General features: G+C 64.8%; 20 protein-coding genes. 15 read left to right on the forward strand and 5 right to left on the reverse strand.

Annotation, left to right across the window (positions count from 1 at the left end; genetic code table 11):
• Positions 1 to 6 precede the first annotated feature (6 nt).
• A complete protein-coding gene (locus J2S45_RS03110) occupies positions 7 to 1,548 on the reverse strand; it encodes a sodium-dependent transporter (RefSeq protein ID WP_296931194.1) in 1,542 nt (513 codons plus the stop codon).
• 204 nt (positions 1,549 to 1,752) lie between these two features.
• Between J2S45_RS03110 and tsaD the strand changes: the two genes are divergently transcribed.
• Positions 1,753 to 2,796 (forward strand): tRNA (adenosine(37)-N6)-threonylcarbamoyltransferase complex transferase subunit TsaD, encoded by a 1,044-nt coding sequence (tsaD, locus tag J2S45_RS03115; RefSeq protein WP_307634509.1) that lies wholly within the window; start codon positions 1,753 to 1,755, stop codon positions 2,794 to 2,796.
• A gap of 55 nt (positions 2,797 to 2,851) precedes the next feature.
• Here tsaD and J2S45_RS03120 read toward each other — a convergent pair whose 3' ends face one another.
• Positions 2,852 to 4,039 carry a class I SAM-dependent methyltransferase gene (locus J2S45_RS03120; protein WP_307634510.1) on the reverse strand — a complete coding sequence of 396 codons (1,188 nt, stop codon included), beginning with the start codon at positions 4,037 to 4,039 and terminating at the stop codon, positions 2,852 to 2,854.
• 172 nt (positions 4,040 to 4,211) lie between these two features.
• On the opposite strand from J2S45_RS03120, the gene groES reads away from it, so the two are divergent.
• The 11 genes from groES (at position 4,212) to J2S45_RS03170 (ending at position 16,044) form a co-directional block, all read left to right on the forward strand.
• The gene (gene groES, locus J2S45_RS03125) at positions 4,212 to 4,508 is read left to right on the forward strand and encodes a co-chaperone GroES (protein ID WP_270974824.1); all 297 of its coding nucleotides are present in this window, start codon (positions 4,212 to 4,214) and stop codon (positions 4,506 to 4,508) included.
• A gap of 201 nt (positions 4,509 to 4,709) precedes the next feature.
• Entirely contained in the window at positions 4,710 to 5,312 is a 603-nt protein-coding gene (locus J2S45_RS03130) for a hypothetical protein (RefSeq protein WP_307634511.1), read from the forward strand.
• 29 nt (positions 5,313 to 5,341) lie between these two features.
• Complete coding sequence (locus J2S45_RS11090) at positions 5,342 to 5,791, forward strand: amidase domain-containing protein (RefSeq protein ID WP_407702459.1); 450 nt, start codon at positions 5,342 to 5,344, stop codon at positions 5,789 to 5,791.
• Positions 5,776 to 6,243 (forward strand): hypothetical protein, encoded by a 468-nt coding sequence (locus J2S45_RS03135; RefSeq protein ID WP_307634512.1) that lies wholly within the window; start codon positions 5,776 to 5,778, stop codon positions 6,241 to 6,243. Before J2S45_RS11090 ends, J2S45_RS03135 begins: the two co-directional genes overlap by 16 nt.
• 388 nt (positions 6,244 to 6,631) lie before the next feature.
• Positions 6,632 to 7,126 (forward strand): 5-(carboxyamino)imidazole ribonucleotide mutase, encoded by a 495-nt coding sequence (gene purE, locus J2S45_RS03140; protein WP_270974821.1) that lies wholly within the window; start codon positions 6,632 to 6,634, stop codon positions 7,124 to 7,126.
• A gap of 83 nt (positions 7,127 to 7,209) precedes the next feature.
• Positions 7,210 to 7,920 carry a phosphoribosylaminoimidazolesuccinocarboxamide synthase gene (gene purC / locus J2S45_RS03145; RefSeq protein ID WP_270974820.1) on the forward strand — a complete coding sequence of 237 codons (711 nt, stop codon included), beginning with the start codon at positions 7,210 to 7,212 and terminating at the stop codon, positions 7,918 to 7,920.
• 18 nt (positions 7,921 to 7,938) lie between these two features.
• A complete protein-coding gene (purF, locus tag J2S45_RS03150) occupies positions 7,939 to 9,438 on the forward strand; it encodes an amidophosphoribosyltransferase (protein WP_307634513.1) in 1,500 nt (499 codons plus the stop codon).
• Positions 9,435 to 10,466, forward strand: a complete 1,032-nt coding sequence (purM, locus tag J2S45_RS03155; RefSeq protein WP_307634514.1) for a phosphoribosylformylglycinamidine cyclo-ligase — start codon at positions 9,435 to 9,437, stop codon at positions 10,464 to 10,466. The genes purF and purM overlap by 4 nt, the downstream gene beginning before the upstream one ends.
• Positions 10,463 to 11,035, forward strand: coding sequence for a phosphoribosylglycinamide formyltransferase (gene purN / locus J2S45_RS03160; RefSeq protein WP_307634515.1), 573 nt, complete (start codon positions 10,463 to 10,465; stop codon positions 11,033 to 11,035). The genes purM and purN overlap by 4 nt, the downstream gene beginning before the upstream one ends.
• Positions 11,032 to 12,306 carry a phosphoribosylamine--glycine ligase gene (gene purD, locus J2S45_RS03165; protein WP_307634516.1) on the forward strand — a complete coding sequence of 425 codons (1,275 nt, stop codon included), beginning with the start codon at positions 11,032 to 11,034 and terminating at the stop codon, positions 12,304 to 12,306. The genes purN and purD overlap by 4 nt, the downstream gene beginning before the upstream one ends.
• 9 nt (positions 12,307 to 12,315) lie before the next feature.
• Complete coding sequence (locus J2S45_RS03170) at positions 12,316 to 16,044, forward strand: phosphoribosylformylglycinamidine synthase (RefSeq protein ID WP_307634517.1); 3,729 nt, start codon at positions 12,316 to 12,318, stop codon at positions 16,042 to 16,044.
• Between the two features lie 190 nt (positions 16,045 to 16,234).
• Here the strand turns inward: J2S45_RS03170 and J2S45_RS03175 are convergent, their stop codons facing one another.
• Complete coding sequence (locus tag J2S45_RS03175) at positions 16,235 to 17,452, reverse strand: ATP-binding protein (protein ID WP_307634518.1); 1,218 nt, start codon at positions 17,450 to 17,452, stop codon at positions 16,235 to 16,237.
• Between the two features lie 313 nt (positions 17,453 to 17,765).
• The gene (locus J2S45_RS03180; protein WP_270974813.1) at positions 17,766 to 18,062 is read right to left on the reverse strand and encodes a WhiB family transcriptional regulator; all 297 of its coding nucleotides are present in this window, start codon (positions 18,060 to 18,062) and stop codon (positions 17,766 to 17,768) included.
• Positions 18,063 to 18,263: 201 nt separating this feature from the next.
• Here J2S45_RS03180 and guaB point away from each other — a divergent pair, with 201 nt between their 5' ends.
• On the forward strand, positions 18,264 to 19,766 hold the full coding sequence (gene guaB / locus J2S45_RS03185; RefSeq protein WP_307634519.1) for an IMP dehydrogenase: 1,503 nt from the start codon (positions 18,264 to 18,266) through the stop codon (positions 19,764 to 19,766).
• A gap of 42 nt (positions 19,767 to 19,808) precedes the next feature.
• Here guaB and J2S45_RS03190 read toward each other — a convergent pair whose 3' ends face one another.
• Positions 19,809 to 20,492, reverse strand: a complete 684-nt coding sequence (locus J2S45_RS03190) for an exonuclease domain-containing protein (protein WP_296931331.1) — start codon at positions 20,490 to 20,492, stop codon at positions 19,809 to 19,811.
• 114 nt (positions 20,493 to 20,606) lie between these two features.
• On the opposite strand from J2S45_RS03190, the gene J2S45_RS03195 reads away from it, so the two are divergent.
• Together J2S45_RS03195 and J2S45_RS03200 are read left to right on the forward strand one after the other, a co-directional pair.
• On the forward strand, positions 20,607 to 21,722 hold the full coding sequence (locus J2S45_RS03195; protein ID WP_270974810.1) for a GuaB3 family IMP dehydrogenase-related protein: 1,116 nt from the start codon (positions 20,607 to 20,609) through the stop codon (positions 21,720 to 21,722).
• A 90-nt stretch (positions 21,723 to 21,812) separates the two neighbouring features.
• The gene (locus tag J2S45_RS03200; protein WP_307634520.1) at positions 21,813 to 23,195 is read left to right on the forward strand and encodes a class II fumarate hydratase; all 1,383 of its coding nucleotides are present in this window, start codon (positions 21,813 to 21,815) and stop codon (positions 23,193 to 23,195) included.
• Positions 23,196 to 23,315 lie beyond the last annotated feature (120 nt).

Genomic DNA, 23,315 nt, shown 5'->3' on the forward strand with positions numbered 1-23,315 from the left:
TCTCCTTTACTTGGTGGGTGAGGCGCCGGCGTCGTGGAAGCTGACGGGATCGTAGGAATCGACGTCGGTCCGCCACGGAACGAAGGACATGATGAAGGAACCGAAGATGACGGCGACGATCATGAACCAGCCGTACTGATAGATGAAGGTCTCCGGATATCCGCCGTAGCCCTCCGTGACGAGGCTGTAGGCGGTAAGCACCAGGGTGATCGCGAGGATCGCCGGGGTGACGACGCCGACCAGCGCGTACCACCACGTGCCCAGCTTGATCGAGGAGTAGTAGTTCAGGTGCTTGCGCAGCTCTGGCAGCTTCTTGACAACGAAGGTGACGAAGAACGTCATGACGATCGCGGCGGTGACGATGCCGAGCTCGTTGATGAACTTATCCACGACGTCGAGGGCATTAAGGCCGTTCGAGGTGGAGAAGACGAAGACGGACGTCACGCCCGCGAGGCCGGTGGCGATGAGCGAGGCGAGCCGGCGGCGCAGGCCGAATTTCTCCTGGACCGCGGCCGAGACGACCTGAATGAGGGAGACGAGCGAGGTGAAGCCCGCGATGGCGAGGCTGGCGAAGAAGACGACGCCGAAGATCGGGCCGCCCGGCATGAGCGAGATGATCGCGGGGAACGTGACGAAGGATAGGATCGGGCCGGTGATGCCCTCCAGCTCGCTCACCCCCACGCCCTGCTGCGAGGCCATGTAGCCCAGGGTGGCGAACACGCCGATGCCGGCGAGGATCTCGAAGGAGGAGTTCGCCAGTCCGGTCACGAGGCCGGTGGAGGTCACGTCAGCGCGTTTGCCGAGGTAGCTCGAGTAGGTGAGCATGATGCCGAAGGCGACCGACAGGGAGAAGAAGATTTGCGAGTAGGCCGCGATCCACACGTGCGGGTCGGCCAGCGCTGACCAGTTCGGAGTGAAGAAAGAATTCAGGCCTTCGGCGGCGCCGGGCAGGAAGAGCGCCCGAACCACGAGCGCGGCGAAGATGACGATGAGGAAGGGGATGAAGAAACGGGACAGCTTCTCCAGGCCGCGGGTCACGCCCAGGGCGATGATGATCGCGGCGGCACCCCACACGGCGACGAGCGGCCAGAAGATGCCGGGGACGACGTTCGAGCCGGCGCCCGGGTCGGACAGCTGGAGGAAGTCGCCCACGAAGAAGCTTAGCGTGTCATCGCCCCAGGCCTCGTTGACCGAGAAGAACATGTAGCGCACGGCCCAGGCCAAGATGACGGCGTAGTACGCCATAATGACCAGGCAGATGATGACCTGGAACCAGCCGAGGGCCTCCCACTTGCGGGAAATGCGCCGGAAGACGGTGGGGGAGGATCCGCGGTAGCGGTGCCCCAGAGAGTAGTCGAGGAGCAGGATCGGGATGCCCGCCGTCAGGAGCGCGACGAGGTAGGGGATGAGGAATGCCCCTCCTCCGTTGGTGTAGGCGACCCCGGGGAATCGCCAAATGTTGCCCAGGCCGATCGCAGATCCGACGGCCGCAAGGATAAAACCGTATTGGCCCGTCCATTGCTCGCGTTTCGCAGGCGGATTCATCATTCCTCTATTCGTTAGCGTGGTGGATACTGTTGACAAAATCTTTGTCTGTTGTGCCCGGACATGCGAGCGTGACCAGATGGTGGACGATGATCCTACCTATTGGACCTGCTGGCGTCGTCGTCGGGCCCGCACGCGGAATGCCCGCGTTATGATCCCGCGCACCCTCGTCGTGGCAGGCGAAGGCGTGGCGGTAGAGTAGTCGGCGTGAACGAATTGATTCTTGGCATTGAGACCTCCTGCGACGAGACGGGCGTGGCACTCGTGCGCGACGGCGAATTGCTGGCCGACGTCACCGCCACCTCGATGGACGAGTACGCCCGCTATGGTGGCATCATCCCGGAGATCGCCTCTCGCGCCCACCTGGAGTCCTTTGTTCCCACCCTGGATGCCGCGCTCGCCAAGGCCGGCGTGGAGTTGGGCGACGTCGACGCGATCGCCGTCACGGCCGGACCCGGTCTGGTCGGCCCGCTCACCATCGGCGTCTCCGCCGCTAAGGCCCTCGCCCTCGCATTGGGTAAGCCGCTCTACGCCGTCAACCACATCGTTGGCCATATCGCCGTCGACCAGCTCGTCCACGGCGAGTTTCCCGAGCGTTTCATCGGGCTCGTCGTCTCCGGTGGCCACTCCCACCTGCTCAAGGTGGACTCCATCGCGGACTCCATCGAGGAGCTGGGTGGCACGCTCGACGACGCCGCCGGAGAGGCCTTTGACAAGGTAGGACGTCTCCTCGGCTTGCCCTACCCGGGTGGTCCCCACATCGACAAGCTCTCCCAGCAGGGCGACCCGCATGCGATCGCGTTCCCGCGCGGCCTTTCGGCGGGCAAGTTCAAGGCGCGCCACCAGTACGACTACTCGTTTTCCGGGGTCAAGACGGCGGTTGCCCGCTACATCGAGGGCCTGGAGGCGCGCGGGGAGGAGCTGCCCAAGGCGGACATCGCGGCGAGCTTTTCCTTCGCCGTGTGCGACGTGCTTATTGAAAAGGCGTTCGCGGCCTGTCAGATCCACGGCTGTGACACGCTCGTGGTGGGCGGCGGCTTCTCCGCGAACTCCATGCTCCGTGCCATGGCCGAGGAACGCTCACAGGAGTACGGGGTGAGCGTGCGCATACCGCCGATTCGCTACTGCACCGACAACGGCGCCATGATCGCCGCGCTCGGCTGGTCGGTGGTCCGCGCCGGCGGTCTGCCCTCCCCGCTCGACGTCACGGTCAACACGGGCCTACCGCGCCAGACGGTCGTGCTGCGCTAAATCAGTCCAGCGCAACGATGCCGCCGGGCGCGAGCCGGGCGACGACGTCGTGGGGCTAACGTTCGCACAGGAAGATGCGGTGCTTACCGGCGAGCGTCGGGGCGGCGATGAGGGTGGCCTCGCCGGGGAGCTTCGGGTCGAGCTTGAGCTTCTTGCGGAAGATCTCAGGCTCGAGGTCGGTGCCGCGCTTCTTGATCTCCACCCTGCCCACGCCCAGTTTGGTCAGCGCCTTGCGTAGCGGTTTGGGTTCGACGGTGAAGGTGGCGAGCACCGTGAATGAGGTGAGGAAAGGTGAGTCGATCGGCGCGTCGCCGGTGAGGTAGGCGATCCCGGGCGCGATCGGGGCAAGGTGGTAGCGCGCGCAGATCGAGGCGATCGACCCGGAGCGGATGATCGCCGGGTCGGGCTCGAAGATGAAAGCGCCCACCGGCTCGGGGGAGAGCATGATGGGTGGCGTGTGTGGGTTGACGACGTCGGCGTCCCAGGTTGCGGACTCGGCGCCCGCGAGAATCAGTGCACGGCGGCCGGGCGAGGGTGCGGCGGTGCCGAGCCAGATGACGGCCTCCGCCAGGGAGCCATCCACCGAGATCCACTCGACCAACGCGTCCTGGGGCACCGCCGCATAGTCGATGCCGGGTGCGACCTTGATGCCAGCGGCCGGGAAAGTGCGGGCGATCTCGATTGCCTCGCTCAGGCGCGGAGCCCAATCCTCGGGGTTTTTCAGGCGCTTGCCGTCACGCCGACGGGCGGGATCGAGCCACACGGCGTCGGCGCCAAGCGAGGCGAGATCGACCTTGCGCGCGTCGGCGTGCAGGACGTTGGCCTCGGGGAAGGGGCGGAGGTTGTAGGCGGCCGCCGCCGCGGCGTCGGGGTCCATCTCGATCGACGTGGTGAGCATTCCGAGGCCGGTGAATGCGAGGGAGTCGGCGCCAATGCCACAGCCGAGGTCGAGGATGTGTGTTGCTCCGGCGTCGCGTAGGCGGGCCGCGTGAAAGACACCGACGCTCAGTCGGGTGGCCTGCTCGAGGCCGTCGCGGGTGAAGATCATGCGGGCTGCGAACGGGCCAAACTTCTCTTCGGCGCGCTCGCGGAGCCGGCTCTGGGTGAGGGCCTCGGCTACGAGGTTCGGGTCGTAGCCCTCGCGCTGCAGACGCTCGGAGAGGGGCAGGACCTGCGAGTGATCGTACGGCGGCAGTGAGTCCAGCAGTTCGAGGCCTTCGGGGGTCAACAGGTCAGCAATCACGTCTCCATCGTCTCACAGTGTTCGCGCTCAGCGCTCTTCTTGGCACTCTACTTGATCGAGTGCCAAAAGGGCGTTACCCTTTATGTCGGTAGCAAAAGCTACGGCCTGGTACCGGCCCCCGCGACGGCGGTTAGCCAGCGAGAAGTTTTGTGAGACAAGAAGGAGGAGCCGTATGACGGTCTCCATTAAGCCGCTCGATGATCGCATCGTCATCCAGCAGGTTGAAGCTGAGGAAACCACCGCGTCTGGCCTTGTTCTGCCGGACACCGCAAAGGAAAAGCCCCAGGAGGGCAAGGTTGTGGCAGTTGGCCCCGGCCGTATCGATGACAACGGCAACCGCGTCCCGATGGAGGTCGCGGTCGGCGACACCGTGATCTACTCCAAGTACGGAGGAACCGAGGTTAAGTATGGGACCGATGAGTACATCATCCTCTCCCAGCGTGACGTGCTGGCGGTCGTGACCCGCTAGGACTCAGAGCGCGACGGGCCCCGTAAGGGGCCCGTTTTGCGTGCTCGGAGTAGCGACGGCTGTGTGAGCATCAGCGAGGCTACTGATGGTGCAAAGCCCGAGGGCGTGAATAGTCGGATAGTGTCTGTTTTTCTGATTCTTTCGAGGTAGAATAGCGGGACCGGTGGACAATCGGTGTGGCCAAGGAAGGTGGGTAATGCTATGAAGGGAAAGGTTGGCGTGCTTGTCTGTGCGTGCTTCCTCTTGGGTGCGTGCGCAAGTAGCGGGGACGAGGGTATCCGTGTCCAGCAGTTAGAGGCCAGGGCCATCACCACTGACGGCGGATATGCTGCGATGGAGGACAGGTACGAGGTGACGATGGCCGGCAAGACCTACACCCTCGCTTCCGATGCGTGGCTGTCTGATGAGGAAGATGCTTTGCGTCAGTTCCGTGAAGATCATCGGGATGGTCTCGACCGGATAGGCGACATTATTGGGATCCAAGAGCTGTCGGACGCAAACGCGGAGGACTATGCAGTGAAGATCATCCCAATCGTTACAGCGACCGAGTATGAGGGTCAAGAAGTAACGGAACAAGACCGGGCGTATGCCCGAGAGATTCTTGACATGTGTTTCCTGCTCGCCGGCGATGAAAAGGCGCAAGGACTACACAATTCGCTCGAGGATACCGGCGGAATGGATCCTGCCTCGCAAAGCTTTGCTTCTCGCCTTGAGGAGCTCTCCGAGTATCTTCCGGTCCTCGTCGCCGATAACGCCCAGTTCGTGCGTGACGCACAGAATATCGCCATGCGCGCGGCCCACTGATCGCCCCGACGCGGCAAAGGGTCCTTATAGTGAGACAAATACCTGGAGGAGCGTTGGGCGTACTCTCCAAATCCGCAATATGTCTTTTTGGGGATCGTGGTGACTGTGCAAATTTCGTCTCGCAGATCATGAACGCTGGAGGGTTCCGAGAGAACGCGGACTGGAGTTACAACGCAGGTAGGCCGACCCGTTCATGGTCGGTAGCGAATGATCTCGCCAATAGATTTGGGGTGACGAGAAAGACGACCTCGCTGTCGGTATTCACGTCCCGGGCTGTCGTCGGGCGCCCGGTGGGGGCGCACAACGGTACACGGGTTTATCATGTCGGTTATGTGATGGGGAAGGGTGGCTACGCAACTTATCGCGGCGTGTCGTATCGGGTTCTAACTATTGCTCAACATTCGAGTAACTATTATGGTTCGATGGATGGTGGAGCGGCGAGCGGGTGGCGTAGTGAAAGCACATGGGTGACGCCATGAAAAAGGCTTGTGCCATTCTTTCTGCTTGTCTCGTTCTGAGTGCGTGTGCCAGTACCAGTAGCGAGGAACGGCTCCACGAGCTTTCTCAGGCAATGATCGATGGTGGCTATGCGACGTCGTTTGAAAAGATGGATCAACGTTTCCTTGACGATCTAGAGTGGGTCGGGCTCGGCGTTAGCGACGGTTGTATGAGCATTATCGAGGTTACTGATAGTGCAAAGCTCGAATTCGTGGCGGATACCGGTCTGCTTGCGGCCTCGCGCGTGGAGGCGCGAGTAGCGATGGTCACCCATCGGGAAATTGCTGTGAATGGCCATTTCGTCCTGGTGCGAGCCCGCAAGAGTGGCGAGTACTGCGACACGCTCTATGGCAATTTTCTGAAGGAGCTGCCTTGTTTTGGGATGGAAGAGCGCCAGAATGAGGCGGTGCGTTATTTCCGCTCAATTGAGTAGCGTGGGGCGGCTTGTGCAGGGGCGGAGGACAGGTATGAGGTAGCGATGGCCGGAAAGAGCTACACTCTCGCTTCCGATACGCGGCTTCTCGATGAGGAAGGTGCTTTGCGTCAGTTCCGTGAAGATCATCGGGATGGTCTCGAGCGGATAGGCGACATTATTGGGATCCAAGAGCTGTGTCGCCGATAACGCCCAGTTCGTGGGTGACGCACAGAATATCGCCATGCGCGCGGCCCACTGATCGCCCGACGCGGCGAAGAGTCCTCATAGTGAGACAAATACCTGGAGGGATGTCCCGATCAGCGAGATAGGATTTGCATATGCGTCTCGCCTGAGATGAAATAACGACGTCGGCGCCCAGCCGACGTCGCCAAGCAGGGGAGATACAGTGCTCAAGGTCGGAATCGTCATGGGAAGCGCGAGCGATCTGCCAATCGTCCGTAAGGCGGCGGACACGCTGGACACCCTGAAAGTTCCCTACGAGGTTCACGTCTTCTCGGCACACCGCACGCCCGAGCAGGCGGCGGACTTCACCCGCAACGCCCGTGAGAACGGCATCGGCGTCATCATCGCGGCCGCAGGAATGGCAGCCCACCTGGCAGGTGCGGTCGCCGCCAACACCACCCTTCCCGTGATCGGCATCCCGCTGACCTCTTCCCACCTCGACGGCATGGATGCCCTTCTGTCCACCGTCCAAATGCCACCGGGAATGCCGGTCGCCACCGTCGCCATCAATGGGGCGAAGAATGCGGCCATCCTCGCCGCCCAGATCATCTCGCTGACCGATCCCGAGCTTGCCGCGCGCATCGAGGCGGACCGGGAATCCACCCGGGCCTCCATCCTTGAGAAGAATGCCGAAGTAGAGGCCGAGTTTAACTCATGACAGACGGGAGCCGTTAGGCGCCCTCTGCCCGTTATGGCACGCGTGTGCCAACATCCATCACCCATCAAGAGAATCGCAGGAACATGTACGGTCCCCAGCTTTACGAAGGCAAGGCTAAGAAGGTATACGCAACCGACAACCCGGAGCAGGTTGTTGTCTCCTACAAGGATGACGCCACCGCGTTCGACGGCCAGAAGAAGGGCACGATCGCGGGCAAAGGCGTGGTCAACAACCGCATGTCGAACCTGGTAATGCGCATCCTCGAAGACCGTGGCGTGCCCACCCACTACGTGGAAGAGCTGAGCGATCGTGACACGCTTGTGAAGAAGGTCGACATCGTCCCGCTCGAGGTCATCATCCGCAACGTCTCGGCCGGCTCGTTCGCCAAGCGCTACGGGGTAGAGGAGGGCATCGTCTTCGACGCGCCTACGATCGAGTTTTCGCTCAAGGATGACGCGCTCGGTGATCCGCTCATCAACTCATACCATGCGCTCGCCCTCAAGCTGGCCACCCCGGAGGAGATCGATCAGATCAAGGACTACACCTTCACGGTCAACCGCGTCCTGTCCGATTACTTCGCCACGCTCAACTTGCGCCTGGTGGACTTTAAGGTCGAGTACGGTCGCCTGGCCGACGGCACGATCGTGCTGGCGGACGAGATTTCGCCGGACACGTGCCGCCTGTGGGACATCGACACGGGTGAGAAGCTGGATAAGGATCGCTTCCGCCGCGACCTGGGCGGCGTGGAAGAGGCCTACGCCGAGGTCATGGCACGCGCCCTGGGCACCAAGTAGCGGGAGTTTTCGCCGGTTATGGCACTTGAAGAGGAATGCGGAGTTTTTGGGATTTTCCGCCCCGAGGCCGGTTACGTCGCACACGATTCGTACTACGGGCTCTATGCGTTGCAACACCGTGGGCAGGAGAGCTGTGGGATCGTCGTGAACGACGACGGCGTCTTTGCCGAGCATCGCGACGTCGGGCTCGTCGGTGACGTCTTCACCGCCGATGTTCTCGCTCATCTGGGAACGGGAGAGATGGCCACGGGCCACGTACGATACGGTACGACGGGTGCGCGCGGCCGGATCAACGCCCAGCCGCTCGTGGTCAACCACATGAAGGGCACGATGGCGATCGCCCACAACGGCAACCTCGCCAACGCGACCGAGTTGCGCCGTGAGCTGGAGATGCGCGGCTCGATCTTCCAAACCAGCACCGACACCGAGGTGATCTCCTATGAGATCATCCACGAACGCCTCCGCGCCGCCTCGATCGAGGCGGCCGTCGAGTCGGCGATGAACTACCTGGTGGGGGCGTATTCGCTTGTGGTGATGTCGCCGCAGAAGCTGCTCGCGGTCCGCGACCCCCACGGATTTCGCCCGCTGTGTATCGGAACGCTCGACGACGGCGGGGTGGTCTTCGCCTCGGAGACGTGTGCGCTCCATGCCGTGGGCGCCACCTACCTGCGCGACGTGGTGCCGGGGGAGATCGTCATCGCCGAGCGGGCTGCGGACAGCGCCCAAGCCCCAATCTCGCTGCGCTCGATCCGTACTCACTGCGGAACCAAGCCGCACACCGCCTGCGTCTTCGAATACATCTACTTCGCGCGCCCGGATTCGGACGTCGACGGGATGAGCGTTCATACCGCCCGCCAGCGTGCGGGTCGATTCCTCGCGCGCTCGCACCCGGTGGATGCGGACATCGTCGTCGGCGTGCCCGATTCGGGGCTTGACGCCGCGATGGGTTTCTCCCAGGAGTCCGGTATCCCCTACGACACGGGCTTCATCAAGAACAAGTACATCGGACGTACCTTCATTTCCCCGGGCCAGTCCTCGCGCGAGCGCGGAGTGCGCATCAAACTCAACCCGGTCCCGGCGGTGGTGGCGGGCAAGCGGGTGGTGCTGGTGGACGATTCGATCGTGCGCGGCACCACGTGCAAGCGCATCATCGGGCTCCTGCGTGAGGCCGGGGCGACGGAGGTGCACTTCCGGGTGTCGGCACCGCCGTTCCTCAACCCGTGCTATTACGGCACGGACATCGACTCGCGTGAGAAGCTGATCGCCTGCCGGATGAGCGAGGAGGAGATCCGCCAGGACATCGACGCCGATTCCCTGGGCTACCTCAGCATTGAGGACGCGCGGCGGATGGCCGAACCGGCGAAGATCGGCGGCTTTTGCACCGCGTGCTTCGACGGCAACTATCCGACGACGGTGAGCGACCCGGAGGTTAGCCGGTACAAGCGCACGATTAGGACGGGCGTGCTGAAGGACGAGGAGACCACGACGATGTTGCAGGTGAAGGAGGTTCGCCCGTGAGGAGCGATTCCCATTCCGATTTCTACGCGGCGGCCGGTGTCGACATCACGGCCGGCTACCGTGCCGTGGAGCTTATGGCCCGCCACGTGGAGCGTACCCGCACGCCGGGCGTCGTCTCTGGGCTGGGTGGCTTCGGTGGTCTGTTCGCCCCGGAGGTGGCGGGCATGGAGCGCCCCATCCTGGTCTCGGGCACGGACGGGGTGGGCACGAAGTTGAAGCTCGCCTTCGCGCTCGACCGCCACGACACCGTGGGCATTGACTGTGTGGCGATGTGCGTCAATGACATCGTGTGTTCGGGGGCCCGTCCGCTGTTCTTCCTCGACTACATCGCGTGCGGTAAGAACGTGCCGGAGCGGATCGAGCGGATCGTGGCGGGCGTTGCCGAGGGCTGCGTCCAGGCGGGCGCGGCGCTGATCGGCGGGGAGACGGCCGAGATGCCGGGCTTCTACCCCGAGGACGAGTACGACCTGGCTGGCTTCGCGGTAGGTGTTGTCGATGAAGCCAACATGCTCAAGAACGGTGCTCGGGTGGGCGACGTCGTCATCGGGCTCGCGTCCTCGGGCGTGCATTCCAATGGGTTCTCCCTGGTGCGCCGGGTGTTCGATATGACCCCGGAGGCACTCGGGCGCGAGTATCCGGAGTTGGGCCGGACCCTGGGCGAGGCGCTCATCGAGCCGACGAAGATCTACGTCAAGCCGATTCTGGCGCTTGCCGAGGAGGTTCAGGTCAAGGCGGTCAGCCACATCACTGGCGGCGGTCTGTACGAGAACTTGCCGCGTGCTCTGCCCGAGGGGCTGGGCATGCGGATCGACAAGACCGCGATCGCACGCCCCGCGGTTTTCGACCTCATCGCCCGCGAGGGCGCCATCCCCGAGCGCGACATGTTCAACACGTTCAACATGGGCCTCGGCATGGCCGTAGTGGTCGGTCCCGACGACGTCGACCAAGCCCTCGCCATCCTGGCCGCCGCGGGAGAGCCGGGCGCCGTGATCGGCGAGGTCACCGGCTCGGAGGGCATCGAGCTGTGAGGGTGGCGGTGCTGTGCTCGGGTGGGGGGACCAACCTCCAGGCGCTCCTTGACGCCGCGGCTGCCGGCCGTCTCCCGCACGCACAGCTCGCCCTCGTGGGTGCGGACCGGGACTGCCACGCGCTCGAGCGTGCCAAGAAGGCCGGGGTTCCCGCCCTGCGAATCGCGAAGACGGATCTGGCCGCGGTGCTCGAGGAGGCACGGATCGACGTCGTCGTGCTCGCCGGCTACCTCGCCATCGTGCCGGCCGAGGTCACCCGCGCGTACGCCGGCCGCATGATCAACATTCACCCGTCGCTGCTGCCGGCCTACGGCGGGCCGGGCATGTACGGGCTGGCCGTCCATGAGGCCGTGCTGGCCGCGGGCGAGAGCGTCACGGGCGCGACGGTTCACCTGGTCACCGACGAGGTCGACGGCGGGCCGATCCTGAGCCAGGCCGAGGTGAAGGTCGAGCCGGGCGACACGCCGGAGACGTTGCAGGCGCGGGTGATGGAGCAGGCCGAGTGGCGCTTGCTGCCGCGCGCACTGGCGGATTTAACGCAGAAGCTGGAAGAAGGGGCTACGCGATGAAGGTAATGGTCATTGGCTCGGGTGGGCGCGAGCACGCGCTCGTCCGCAAGCTCGCGCAAAGCCCGCGGGTGAGCCAGATCGTGGTGGCGCCGGGAAACGCCGGCATCGCCCGGGAGGATGGCCGGGGCGCCGCCGTTGCGTGTGTGCCCATCGGCGCGCTCGCCATCGACGAGCTCGTCGCTTACGCCGCCTCGAACGCGGTGGACTTCGTCGTCGTTACCCCCGATGACCCGCTGGTCGCCGGCGCGGTGGACGCCTTCACCGCCGCCGGGATCCCCGCCTTCGGCCCGAACGCGGCCGCCGCCCAGATAGAGGGCTCGAAGTCGTTCGCGAAGGCGTTCATGGCCCGCCACGGCATACCGACCGCCGGTTACGCTGTCTACGACGACGAGGCGGCGGCTCTCGCCCACGTCGCCGACTGCGCCCTGCCCGTCGTCGTCAAGGCCGACGGCCTGGCGCTGGGTAAAGGTGTGACGGTCGCGCTCACGCGTGAGGAGGCCGAGCGCGCCGTGCGCGAGGCAATGGCGGGGCGCTTCGGCGAGTCCGGCAAGCGCCTGGTCATCGAAGAGTTTCTCTCCGGCCCCGAGGTCACCGTGCTGGCCTTCACGGACGGCAGGACGATCCGGCCGATGGTTTCGGCCATGGACCACAAGCGCCTTCTCGACGGGGACAGCGGCCCAAACACAGGCGGCATGGGCGTCATCGCCCCCAGCCCGCTTTACACCCCCGAGGTCGCCAAACGTTGTGAGCGTGAGATCCTCCGCCCCACCGTGGACGGCCTGGCCGAGGAAGGACTGGTGTTTACCGGCTGCCTCTACTTCGGCCTTATCCTCACCGAGGACGGCCCGAAGGTCATTGAGTACAACTGCCGCTTCGGCGACCCCGAAACCCAGGTGGTTCTCCCGCTGCTCGAATCTGATCTGCTCGATATTCTTGAGGCCACCACAAACGGGACGCTGGCCGACGTCGCTGTCGACTTCTCCACCGACTGCGCCGCCTGCGTGGTCATGTCCGCCGAGGGATATCCCGCCTCGCCTCGGCGCGGCGACCCGATCGCGTTGCCCACCGAGCTCCGGGACCACGTGGTGATGGCGGGCGTGGCGGACGAGGACGGCCGGCTCGTGACCAACGGCGGGCGCGTGCTAGGCGTCCTCGGCCGGGCTGCCACCCTCGATGGCGCCCTCGACCTTGCCTACGCCCGCCTCGGGCGCATCTCCTTCCCCGGAGCCCACTACCGCACCGACATCGCCCACCAATTCCGTCACCCGTAAAGGAAGATCATGCACCGCATCTACGTCGAAAAGAAGCCCAGCGAGCGCCTCGAGGCTGCGGCCCTCGCCTGCGAACTGCGCGACGTTCTTGGCCTTGACGTCGCCAGCGTGCGCGTCCTTGGCCGTTACGACGTGGACGGGCTGACCGACGACGAGTTCGCCGCAGTGGTCCCCACGATCCTGTCCGAGCCGCCCGTGGACGTGACCTTCTCCTCGCTTGACGACGCCGCCCTGGCTGGCCACGTCTTCGCCGTCGAGCCACTGCCGGGCCAGTTCGATCAGCGCGCCGACTCGGCCGCCCAGTGCATCCAGATCCAGCTTTCGGGACAGCGCCCAACTGTCCGCGCAGCGAAGGTCTACGCCATCGAGGCGGACGCTGCCGCGCTCGCGGCGATCAAGGGCTATGTCATCAACCCGGTCGAGGCGCGGGAGGGGGACCTTGCCCGGCCCGAGAGCCTGGCGGCGGACGTGGCCGAGCCGGCCGACGTCGTGAACGTTCAGCTGGTGGGGACAAGCGACGAACAGCTCGCCGCCCTGCGCGCCGAGCTCGGGCTGGCCATGAGCGAGGCGGACCTAGCGATGCTGCGCGATTACTTCGCCGCCGAGGGCCGCCAGCCCACGATGACAGAGGTCAAGGTGGTCGACACCTACTGGTCGGATCACTGCCGGCACACCACGTTTAACACCGTCCTCGATGAGGTGAGCTTCGCGGACCCGCAGGTCCGCCAATCCTACCGAACCTACCTGGAGGCCCGCACCGAGGTGGGTCGAACCAAGCCCGTCACCCTCATGGACATGGGAACGATCGGCGCGAAGGTGTTGCGCTCCCGCGGCAAGCTCGCCCACGTGGAGGAGTCGGAGGAGATCAACGCGTGTACGATCCGCCGCGACGTCGTCGTGGACGGGAAGAGCGAGCCCTGGCTCGTCCTGTTCAAAAACGAAACCCATAACCACCCCACAGAAATCGAGCCCTTCGGCGGGGCGGCCACCTGCATCGGCGGGGCGATCCGCGACCCGCTCTCCGGGCGCGGCTACGTCCACGGCGCGATGCGCCTGAGCGGCTCCGGCGACCCGCGCACGCCCCTGTCGCAGACCCTCGAGGGCAAGCTGCCTCAGCGCACCATCGCCCAGCGCGCGGCCGCGGGGTATTCCTCCTACGGCAACCAGATCGGGCTTGCCACCGGCATCGTGGACGAGATCTACCATCCCGGTTTCGTCGCCAAGCACATGGAACTCGGCGCGGTCGTCGCCGCCGTACCCGCGAGCCAGGTGCGCCGGGAGGCGCCGGCGGCGGGCGACGTCGTCGTGCTCGTGGGGGGCGCCACCGGGCGCGACGGCATCGGCGGGGCCACTGGTTCGTCGAAGACGCACACCGCCGAGTCGTTGACTACGGCCGGCGCCGAGGTGCAGAAGGGCAACGCGCCCGAGGAACGCAAGCTTCAGCGACTCTTTTCCAACCCCGCGGCCTCGCGCCTGATCAAACGCTGCAACGACTTCGGTGCGGGCGGCGTGGCTGTGGCCGTGGGCGAACTCACCGACGGACTCGACATCAATCTGGACGCCGTGCCCAAGAAGTACGCGGGGCTGGACGGCACCGAGATCGCGATCTCCGAGAGCCAGGAGCGCATGGCGGTGGTGGTCGAGGCCGCCGACGCCGAAACGTTCATTGAGCTTGCCGCCGGCGAGAACCTGCAGGCGACCATCATCGCCACCGTCACCGACTCCGAGCGGCTGCGCATGTTCTGGCGTGGGGTCGCGATTGTCGACATCGCCCGCTCCTTCCTCGACACGAACGGTGCCGAGCAGCGCGTCCGAGCCGAGGTCGCCGCGGCGGGCGACTGGCGCGCCACCCAGTTGGGACGCTTCGGCTCGTTTGCCGAGCGCTTAGCGGATGTGGCCGGGGACCTCAACGTCGCCTCGAAGAAGGGGCTCGCTGACCGTTTCGATTCCACCGTGGGCGCCGGTACCGTGCTCATGCCTTTTGGAGGCACCCGCCAGGCCACCCCGATCCAGGCGATGGCGCACCGGCTACCGGCCTTTGCCGATACCGACGCCGTCACTGTCATGGCCTGGGGATACAACCCGTACCTGAGCGAGGCAAGCCCCTTCCACGGCGCCTACCTCGCGGTGGTCGAGTCGGTGGCAAAGCTGGTGGCAACCGGCGCCAGCGCCGACGACGTCTACCTTTCCTTCCAGGAGTACTTCGAGGGCTTGGGCCAGGATCCCGCTCGCTGGGGTAAGCCCGTGGCCGCCCTGCTCGGCGCGCTCGAGGCCCAGATCGGGCTCGGCGCCGGGGCGATCGGCGGCAAGGACTCGATGTCCGGCTCCTTCCAAGACCTCTCCGTGCCGCCCACGCTCGTCTCCTTCGCGCTCGCCGTGGAAGAAGCTGGAAACATGGTGCCCAACCAGTTCAAGGCCGCCGGGAATAGGGTGAGCGTGCTACGCCCGCGCGTGGCGGAGGGCGGCGCGCTCGCGGGTCTGCCCGAGCCGGACTCGCTGCTCGAGGTGTTTAACCAGGTCACCGAGCTGCTACGCAGCGGCGCCGTGGTCAGCGCCTACACGCCCGGCCGCGGCGGCATCGCCGAGGCCGTGATGAAGATGGCCGCAGGCGAGGGGCTCGGCTTCGACGTTGAAAGCGCCGACCTTGACTCGCTCTTCGACTACGCCTACGGCTCCTTCGTGCTCGAGTGGGCAGGCGGCGCCGCGGGGGCCGGCGCGGACGGCGTCGTGGGCGAGGCGCTCGGCACGGTGGCGCGCGAGGGCTTCTCCTTCGGCGGCCAGCGCGTGGCGAGCTCGGAGATCTTCGCGCTGAACGAGTCCGTGCTCGACGACGTCTACCCCCGCCACGTCGACCAGCCCGGCGAGGTGCCGGCCAACGTGGCCGCCCAGCCGCGGACCGTCGGCGCGACGGCCCCCGCGCGGGCCACGGCCCCCGGCCGGGCCGGCGTGCGAGCCCTCATCCCGGTGTTCCCCGGCACGAACTGCGAGTACGACACCGCGCGGGCCGTCGAGGCCGCGGGCGGGCTGGCGAACGTGTTCGTGGTGAAGAACCGCAACGAGGAGGACATCGCGCGCTCGGTGGAGGGCTTCGCCGCCGCGCTTGCCGATTCCCAGATGCTTGTGATCCCCGGTGGCTTCTCCGGCGGCGACGAGCCGGATGGCTCGGCCAAGTTCATCACCTCGTTCCTGCGCAACGAGGCTCTGGTGGAGGGCGTGGGCGCCCTGTTGGATCGCGACGGCCTCATCCTCGGCATCTGCAACGGCTTCCAGGCGCTGGTCAAGCTCGGGCTGGTGCCCTACGGCAAGATTGTTGAGCCGCGCCCCGAGGCGCCCACGCTCACCTTCAACCGGATCGGCCGCCACCAGTCGGGCATTGTGCGGGTGCGGGTGGAAAACACCTCCAGCCCATGGCTGGCCGGGGTCAAGCCGGGGGAGGTCTATTCCGTGCCGATCTCGCACGGAGAGGGCCGCTTCCAGGCGTCGGATGGCGACCTGCAAGCGATGATCGCGGGCGGGCAGATCGCCACGCGCTACGTTGACCTTGCGGGCGAGCCCACCATGGACATCGCCGCCAACCCCAACGGCTCGGTGGCCGCGATCGAGGGCATCATCTCGCCCGACGGGCACGTGTTTGGCAAGATGGGCCACGCAGAGCGCATAGGAAAGAACCTCTACCGCAACGTGCCGGGACGCTACGATATGCGGCTCTTCGAGTCGGCGGTGGCCTACCTCGGTTAAGCATTGGGTGGGCGGCGAGGCGTCCGGTCGGCGTCGTGACCGCGGCCGGACTGCGACGGAGCGGAGGATTCCGGGGCCATCTGCGCGCACGCGAACCCGGCGCCACAGGCCTCCGGTGGACGCCAACGGCTGTGCCTTGGCACCCGGCGGCGCTAGGAGGCGCGGCTAGCTAGCGGCTCCTAGCGCCATTCTACTTTCGCGCTTTTCGGTTGCGTTTCTTGGGTACGACGACCTCGGGCATCTCGCGTTGCATAAAGCGGTCAAATTGAGGAACAGTGAACGCGGCGTAGCCGTGTGAAGGTGTGTAAAGCAAGCCCATATTGATGAGCTCCGACCGAGTCGGACCCAGACTTTGTGAGCCACGATGTATAACGTTAGCCACCGCGCTAGCCTTTTGGGGGTCAGGTCCAAGTTCTGCCATAGCGCGCAAATAGGCGGCTTGGAGAGGTGTAGCGCGGTCCAAGCGAACGCGGAAGAATGACTCATCCAATCTTGATTCGAAAAGCGGGATCGCATTGTCGACATCGTGGCGGCGAAACGGGGAGCTTGGGGCGGTTCTCCAAACGGCGGAACCCAGCTCCTGAATGAAATAGGGGTATCCCTCGGTTACAGCGATAGCGCGTTGCAGAGCGTCTTCCTCCCAAGCGACACCCTCTTGACGTGCAGGATCAGCGAAAGCTTTGCTTGCATCGGCTACGTTAAGTGAGTCAATTTTCGGAAAAGTGAACAGGCGCTCCGAATACGATTTTGCATCTCCGGCCAACTCTGCGATCTGTGGTAGGCCGGCACCCACCAAAGTGATTGGCAGGGCGCGTTGAACGGTCTTATGGATGGCCATGATGAGGGATTCAAGCTGGTTGCGATCGAGGAACTGAATCTCGTCGATTAATAAGACCACTCCGCGCTTGTGCGCTTGGGCCGCCTCCCCGACGCTCACGAGAAGCTCGGTCAGGTCGTATTCGAGTACTTGCGAATCGGCCAGACCAGCAAAATCGGTGATATTGAGGCTTGCGCTGATTGCGCCATCAGGATCGAAACTCATCGAGAACGAGCTGAGGACCCGCGCCGCTTTCTCAAGCCGTTCATCCCATCTTGCTCGGGAGGAAATGCGCAACAGTGCGGTACGAAGCTTCATAGCGATCTGCTGACGGAAGCGTCCCTCGTCGTGCTTCGATGCTTCGAACTCGACTGTGACCCAGCCCGAACGCTCGGCGCGCTCACGAAACTCATTGAGCAAGACTGTCTTGCCCACGCCTCGTAGCCCAGTGATAATCATGGACCGTGCCGGTCGGCCCTTCATGCTCCTGGCCAACAGGACTTCGAACTGATCCAGCTCATCCTCACGGCCGGCCAGAACGGTCGGCTTTGCGCCTGCATTGGGAGTGTACGGGTCGTCGATGTATTTCATGGCGTCCACACTAGCAGTTTTATCGATTTATTGGCGGTTTATCTAAGGCAGATAAAACGCCAATAAATCGATAAAACTCGGCGCATGATTGAGATCCCCGCGTGCTCGCCCACGATCAACATTGCCGTCAGTGCTACGGTTCAGTGATCTACCTCGGTTAAGCATTGGGTGGGCGGCGAGGCGTCCGGTTGGCGTCGTGACCGCGGCCGGACTGCGACGGAGCGGAGGATTCCGGGGTCATCTGCGCGCACGCGAACCCGGCGCCACAGGCCTCCGGTGGACGCCAACGGCTGTGCCTTGGCACCCGGCGGCGCTAGGAGGCGCGGCTGCGGCGTCGTTCCCTCGTCAAACGGTTACGCTCCTCTTCCGAGAGCCCGCCCCACACGCCGTAGGGTTCGTTGTGGGACAGCGCGTACTCGCGGCACTCGTCCAGAACGGGACATGTTTGGCAGATTCGCTTGGCACGCTCGATTCGACGGCGACGCGGCCCGCCGCGCTCGCCTTCGGGATGGAAGAAGAATTCCGGATCCATCGTGTTGCACGATCCGAGAGCCTGCCAGTCCCAATAGTCGACCAGTGCGCCCTGCACGTCCTTGATGCGAGCTACCACGTTCACTTCCTTCAGCTAGCCTTCACCGCCAAAACCGATGTTGTAACGGTCGGCGAGAATCCACCATCGAGGTTACCCCACAAGTCCATTTTTTGGAATAGTCCAAGTTCAGCGTTGAGAAAATATCCGCACCTTGGACCGTGGCGAACGCGGCATGAACCCCCGGTGTAATTGTGCTTGCCAGCCACATATGATGGATCCGTGAGTATTGATCCTTTCGCACTTGTTGGTTTGACCTACGACGACGTCCTCCTTCTTCCGAACGCGACGGACGTTGTGCCGTCCGAGGTGGACACCACTTCACGCTTGACCCGCAACATCTCCGTACACGTACCGCTGCTGAGCGCGGCGATGGATACAGTGACGGAGGCGCGCATGGCGATCGCGATGGCCCGCCAGGGCGGCATCGGAATCCTGCACCGCAACCTGTCCATCCCGGACCAGGCCCAGCAGGTCCGCGTGGTTAAGCGTTCCGAGTCGGGCATGATTTCGGATCCGGTAACAATCGGTCCGGACGCCACGATCGACGAGCTCGACGCCCTGTGCGGCCAGTACAAGATCTCCGGCCTGCCGGTGGTGGACGAGGATAAGAAGCTGGTCGGTATCATCACCAACCGCGACCTGCGCTTCATCCCGCAGGAGCAATGGGCCACGATGCGCGTGTCCGAGGCGATGACCCGGATGCCGCTCATCACCGGTAGCGAGGGGATTGTGAGGGAGGAGGCCGCCCGCTTGCTCCGCGAGAATAAGGTGGAAAAGCTACCCCTTATCGACGGCGACGGGCGCCTCACCGGTCTTATCACCGTCAAGGATTTCACCAAGTCGGAGAAGTACCCCTATTCGACGAAAGACGAGCACGGCCGCCTGCGCGTGGGCGCCGCCGTCGGCTACTGGGGTGACGCGTGGGAGCGCGCGGAGGCGCTGGCGGAGGCCGGCGTCGACGTGCTGGTGGTGGACACCGCGAACGGGGAGGCCAAGTTGGCCCTCGACATGATTCGTCGGATCAAGTCCGATTCGCGTTTCGACGGCGTGGACGTGATCGGTGGCAACGTGGCGACCACGGAGGGTGCGCAGGCCCTCATCGACGCCGGCGTGGACGCCGTCAAGGTGGGCGTGGGCCCGGGCTCGATCTGCACCACTCGTGTGGTGGCCGGGGTGGGCGTACCGCAGGTGACGGCGGTTCACCTGGCCTCCCTCGCGTGCGATCCGGCGGACGTGCCGCTCATCGCCGACGGCGGTCTGCAGTACTCGGGCGACATCGGCAAGGCGCTCGCGGCCGGGGCGTCGACAGTGATGCTCGGCTCGCTGCTGGCCGGATGCGAAGAATCGCCGGGCGAGCTCGTGTTCGTCAACGGCAAGCAGTACAAGTCATACCGCGGCATGGGATCGCTTGGCGCGATGAGTTCGCGCGGGCGCGTGTCCTACTCCAAGGATCGCTACTTCCAGGCTGACGTTTCCTCGGACGACAAGATCGTCCCCGAGGGCATCGAAGGCCAGGTGCCCTTCCGCGGCCCACTCGGCTCGGTGATCTACCAGTTGGTCGGCGGCCTTCACCAGACGATGTTCTACACGGGCGCGCGTACGATCCAGGAGCTGAAGGAGAAGGGGCGCTTCGTGCGGATCACCGCCGCGGGCCTGCGCGAGTCCCACCCGCATGACATCCAGATGACGGCCGAGGCGCCGAACTATAGCTCGCACAACTAGAGCGATTCGGGCGGCGGCCGCCGGCCGCCGACCCGCCGGTAGCTATGTGGCCACTGGCCAGCCGCGCGGCTCGGACCTCGCCGCTGGCCGGTTGCGGGTGATGAAGTCCATGAACTCGTGGTAGGCCACCCGCTGGTCGTTCATCACCACGTCGATCGGTGCCTCGGCCAGGGCGGGGTACTTGGCCAGGATCTTGTCTAGCACCCGCAGTGTCATGAGGACGTCGCCTTCGGCGTCGTGGAAGGTTTCGGGCGCCACGCCGTAGTATTCGGCGAGGTTTTCCAGGCGGCGCTTGCCTTTTCGGTAGCGATCCACGTGCCGGTCGAGGAAATACGGATCGATCACGGGGCGGACCTCGCCGCCGAGGCGCTCAGCGAGGGTGGGCAGGCCATGGCGGGCGAGTTCGGATTCGAGCAACGTGAAGTCATAGGAAGCGTTGTAGGCCACGACGGGGTTGCCGGCGGCCATGTGCCGGGCGAGCATATCCGCCACCTCGGACAGCACCTCGACCGCCGGGCGCCCCTCGGCTTGCGCGCGCTCGGTGGTGATGCCGTGGATGGCCGCCGCACTCTGCGGGATCGGTACCCCGGGATCGGCGAGCCAGGTGTAGCGTTCTTCGCGCCCGCCGCCCTGGATGACGATTGCGGCGGTGACCAGGCGATCCTTCATCACGTCAACGCCCGTGGTTTCCGTGTCAAAACCTGCACGGGGGAGGGTGGTCCACATATCAGCTCCTTCTGTCTACCCCCAGTCTAAACGGCGCCTCCGACAACTCCCGAACCGCCCGGGCGCCGCAGGGTCCGTGCGCGCGTGCCTCGCGCGATGGTCTAGGCTAGAGGGGTGAGTGAAACGGAAATTGGGCGCGGCAAGCGCGCACGTGTTGGCTATTCCTTCGACGACATCTCGATTGTCCCCTCCCGCCGCACCCGCGACGCCGCCGACGTCTCGATCACCTGGCAGCTGGACGCGGCACTACTCGAGATCCCCATCATGGCGGCACCGATGGACTCCGTGACCTCGCCCGAGACAGCGATCCGCATCGGCGAGCTGGGCGGCGTGGGCGTGCTGGATTTGGAAGGGATCTGGACCCGTTACGAGGACCCGGAGCCGATCCTCGAGCGGATCGCGCACGAACCCGCCGAGACGGCGACCGCTCTCCTTCAGGAGGTCTACCGCGAGCCGATCAAGGACGAGCTGATCGTGGAGCGCCTGGCACAAATCCGCAACGCGGGTCAAATCGTGGCGGGTGCGCTCTCCCCGCAACGCACCCAGGAGTTTTGGCGCACCGTGACGGGTGCCGGGGTGGATCTCTTCGTTATCCGAGGCACCACCGTCTCGGCCGAACACGTTTCCTCCAACCGGGAGCCGCTTAACCTCAAGCGCTTTATCTACGAGCTCGACGTTCCGGTGATCGTGGGAGGCGCGGCCTCCTACACCGCCGCCCTCCACCTCATGCGCACCGGGGCAGCCGGCGTGCTCGCCGGTTTTGGTGGTGGGGCCACCACCGCCAACCGTCGCACGGTGGGGGTGGCCGTTCCGATGGCGACGACGGTCGCGGACGTGGCAGCCGCGCGTCGTGAATACATGGACGAGACGGGCGGGCGCTACGTCCACGTCATCGCCGACGGTCAGATCTCCACCTCGGGCGACCTCGTCAAGGCAATCGCGTGCGGCGCCGACGGCGTCATGCTCGGCACGGCGCTGGCGAGGGCGAGTGAGGCCCCCGGCCGGGGTTATCACTGGGGTGCCGAGGTCTACCACCGTTCGCTCCCGCGTGGGGAGCGGGTCCACGTGGGCACGCGGGCGCCGTTGGAGCGGATCATCCGCGGGCCGTCGTCGTCGGCTGATGGGCTGACGAACTTCACCGGGGCGTTGCGCCACGCGATGGCGATGACCGGATACCTCGACCTCAAGGAGTTCCAACGGGTGCAGGTTTCCGTGGGGCAGATTTCCTAAGGTGATCCTAAGCTAGAAGCGCAAGGCCGTGACCGGGCCCGTCAATAGTGGGAAGATGGCCGTGTTCGCTTGAGTTCCAAAGGAGTGACCATGAAGTACCGCATTGAGCACGACACGATGGGCGAAGTGAAGGTGCCTGCCGACGCCCTCTACCGTGCCCAAACACAGAGGGCCGTTGAGAACTTCCCGATTTCGGGTAAGACGCTCACGCCCGCGCATATCCACGCCCTGGCCCAGATCAAGCGCGCGGCGGCTATCGCCAACAACGAGCTCGGCGTGCTCGACGACGCGCGCAAGGACGCCATTGTGAAGGCGGCCGACGCCGTCGTCGCCGGCGAGTATGACGACCAGTTCCCGATCGACGTCTTCCAGACGGGCTCGGGTACCAGCTCGAACATGAACACCAATGAGGTGCTCTCCACGCTAGCCTCGAGCGAGGGCCTCGAGGTCCATCCCAACGACCACGTCAACGCCTCGCAGTCCTCCAACGACGTCTTTCCCTCCTCGATTCACATCGCCGCGCTCGCTGCGATCCGCCACGATTTGTTGCCCAAGCTCACCGTCCTCGCCGAGGCCCTCGAGGCGAAGGCGGAGCAGTGGAAGGATGTCGTCAAGTCTGGACGCACCCATCTCATGGATGCCACCCCGATTACTCTCGGCCAGGAGTTCTCCGGTTACGCCCAGCAGGTGCGCTATGGCATCGCGCGCGTTCAGGCCACGGAGGGCCGCCTTGCGCAGTTGCCACTCGGCGGCACGGCCGTCGGCACCGGCATCAACACCCCGGACGGTTTCTCGGCCCGCGTGATCGAGCTGATCTCGGAGCACATGGATCTGCCGTTTGTGGAGGCCGAGAACCATTTCGAGGCGCAGGCTGCGCAGGATTCCCTCGTGGAGACTTCGGGCGCGCTGCGAAACGTTGCCATCTCCCTGGTCAAGATCGCCAACGACCTGCGTTGGATGGGTTCCGGCCCGCGCGCCGGGATCGGCGAGATCCATCTGCCCGACCTGCAACCGGGGTCATCCATCATGCCGGGCAAGGTCAATCCTGTGATCCCGGAGGCGACTGTGCAGGTGGCCGCCCAGGTCATCGGCAACGACGCCGCCATCGCGTTTGCCGGCGCGCAGGGCAACTTTGATCTGCTCGTCATGTTGCCGGTGATGGCACAGAACCTGCTTGAGTCGATTAACATCCTTGGGAACGTTTCCGAGGTGCTGGCCAAGCGCACGATCGATGGGCTCGTGGCCAACGAGGCCCGCTGCCTCGAGCTGGCCGAGTCCTCACCGTCGATCGTCACCCCGCTCAACCGCCATATCGGCTATGAGAACGCGGCGAAGATCGCCAAGCACTCGGTGAAGGAAAACATCACTGTCAAGCAAGCGGCGATTGACCTCGGTTTCGTCGAGCGCGGCGAGATCGACGAAGCGACGCTCAACGCGGCCCTTGACGTAGCCACGATGGTGGGCGAGCACTGATCCGCCGAGGCGAACGCGTTCCGAGCTGAACGGGTCATCCCTAGGTCTGAGCCCCCTCTCGTCCATGAGTGACGGGAGGGGGTATTCTTTTGGGCATACTAGTCACTGAGTGAATAGAGG

This window comes from Trueperella abortisuis, assembly GCF_030811095.1.
Taxonomy (GTDB): Bacteria; Actinomycetota; Actinomycetes; order Actinomycetales; family Actinomycetaceae; genus Trueperella; species Trueperella abortisuis.

Excerpts from the sequence above, each read along its gene's own strand:
- J2S45_RS03110 (WP_296931194.1), bottom strand. The coding sequence starts at position 1,548 with ATGATGAATCCGCCTGCGAAACGCGAGCAATGGACGGGCCAATACGGT.
- groES (WP_270974824.1), top strand. The coding sequence starts at position 4,212 with ATGACGGTCTCCATTAAGCCGCTCGATGATCGCATCGTCATCCAGCAG.
- J2S45_RS03130 (WP_307634511.1), top strand. The coding sequence starts at position 4,710 with ATGAAGGGAAAGGTTGGCGTGCTTGTCTGTGCGTGCTTCCTCTTGGGT.
- J2S45_RS03135 (WP_307634512.1), top strand. The coding sequence starts at position 5,776 with ATGGGTGACGCCATGAAAAAGGCTTGTGCCATTCTTTCTGCTTGTCTC.
- purC (WP_270974820.1), top strand. The coding sequence starts at position 7,210 with ATGTACGGTCCCCAGCTTTACGAAGGCAAGGCTAAGAAGGTATACGCA.
- purF (WP_307634513.1), top strand. The coding sequence starts at position 7,939 with ATGGCACTTGAAGAGGAATGCGGAGTTTTTGGGATTTTCCGCCCCGAG.
- purD (WP_307634516.1), top strand. The coding sequence starts at position 11,032 with ATGAAGGTAATGGTCATTGGCTCGGGTGGGCGCGAGCACGCGCTCGTC.
- J2S45_RS03170 (WP_307634517.1), top strand. The coding sequence starts at position 12,316 with ATGCACCGCATCTACGTCGAAAAGAAGCCCAGCGAGCGCCTCGAGGCT.
- J2S45_RS03175 (WP_307634518.1), bottom strand. The coding sequence starts at position 17,452 with ATGAAATACATCGACGACCCGTACACTCCCAATGCAGGCGCAAAGCCG.
- J2S45_RS03190 (WP_296931331.1), bottom strand. The coding sequence starts at position 20,492 with ATGTGGACCACCCTCCCCCGTGCAGGTTTTGACACGGAAACCACGGGC.
- J2S45_RS03200 (WP_307634520.1), top strand. The coding sequence starts at position 21,813 with ATGAAGTACCGCATTGAGCACGACACGATGGGCGAAGTGAAGGTGCCT.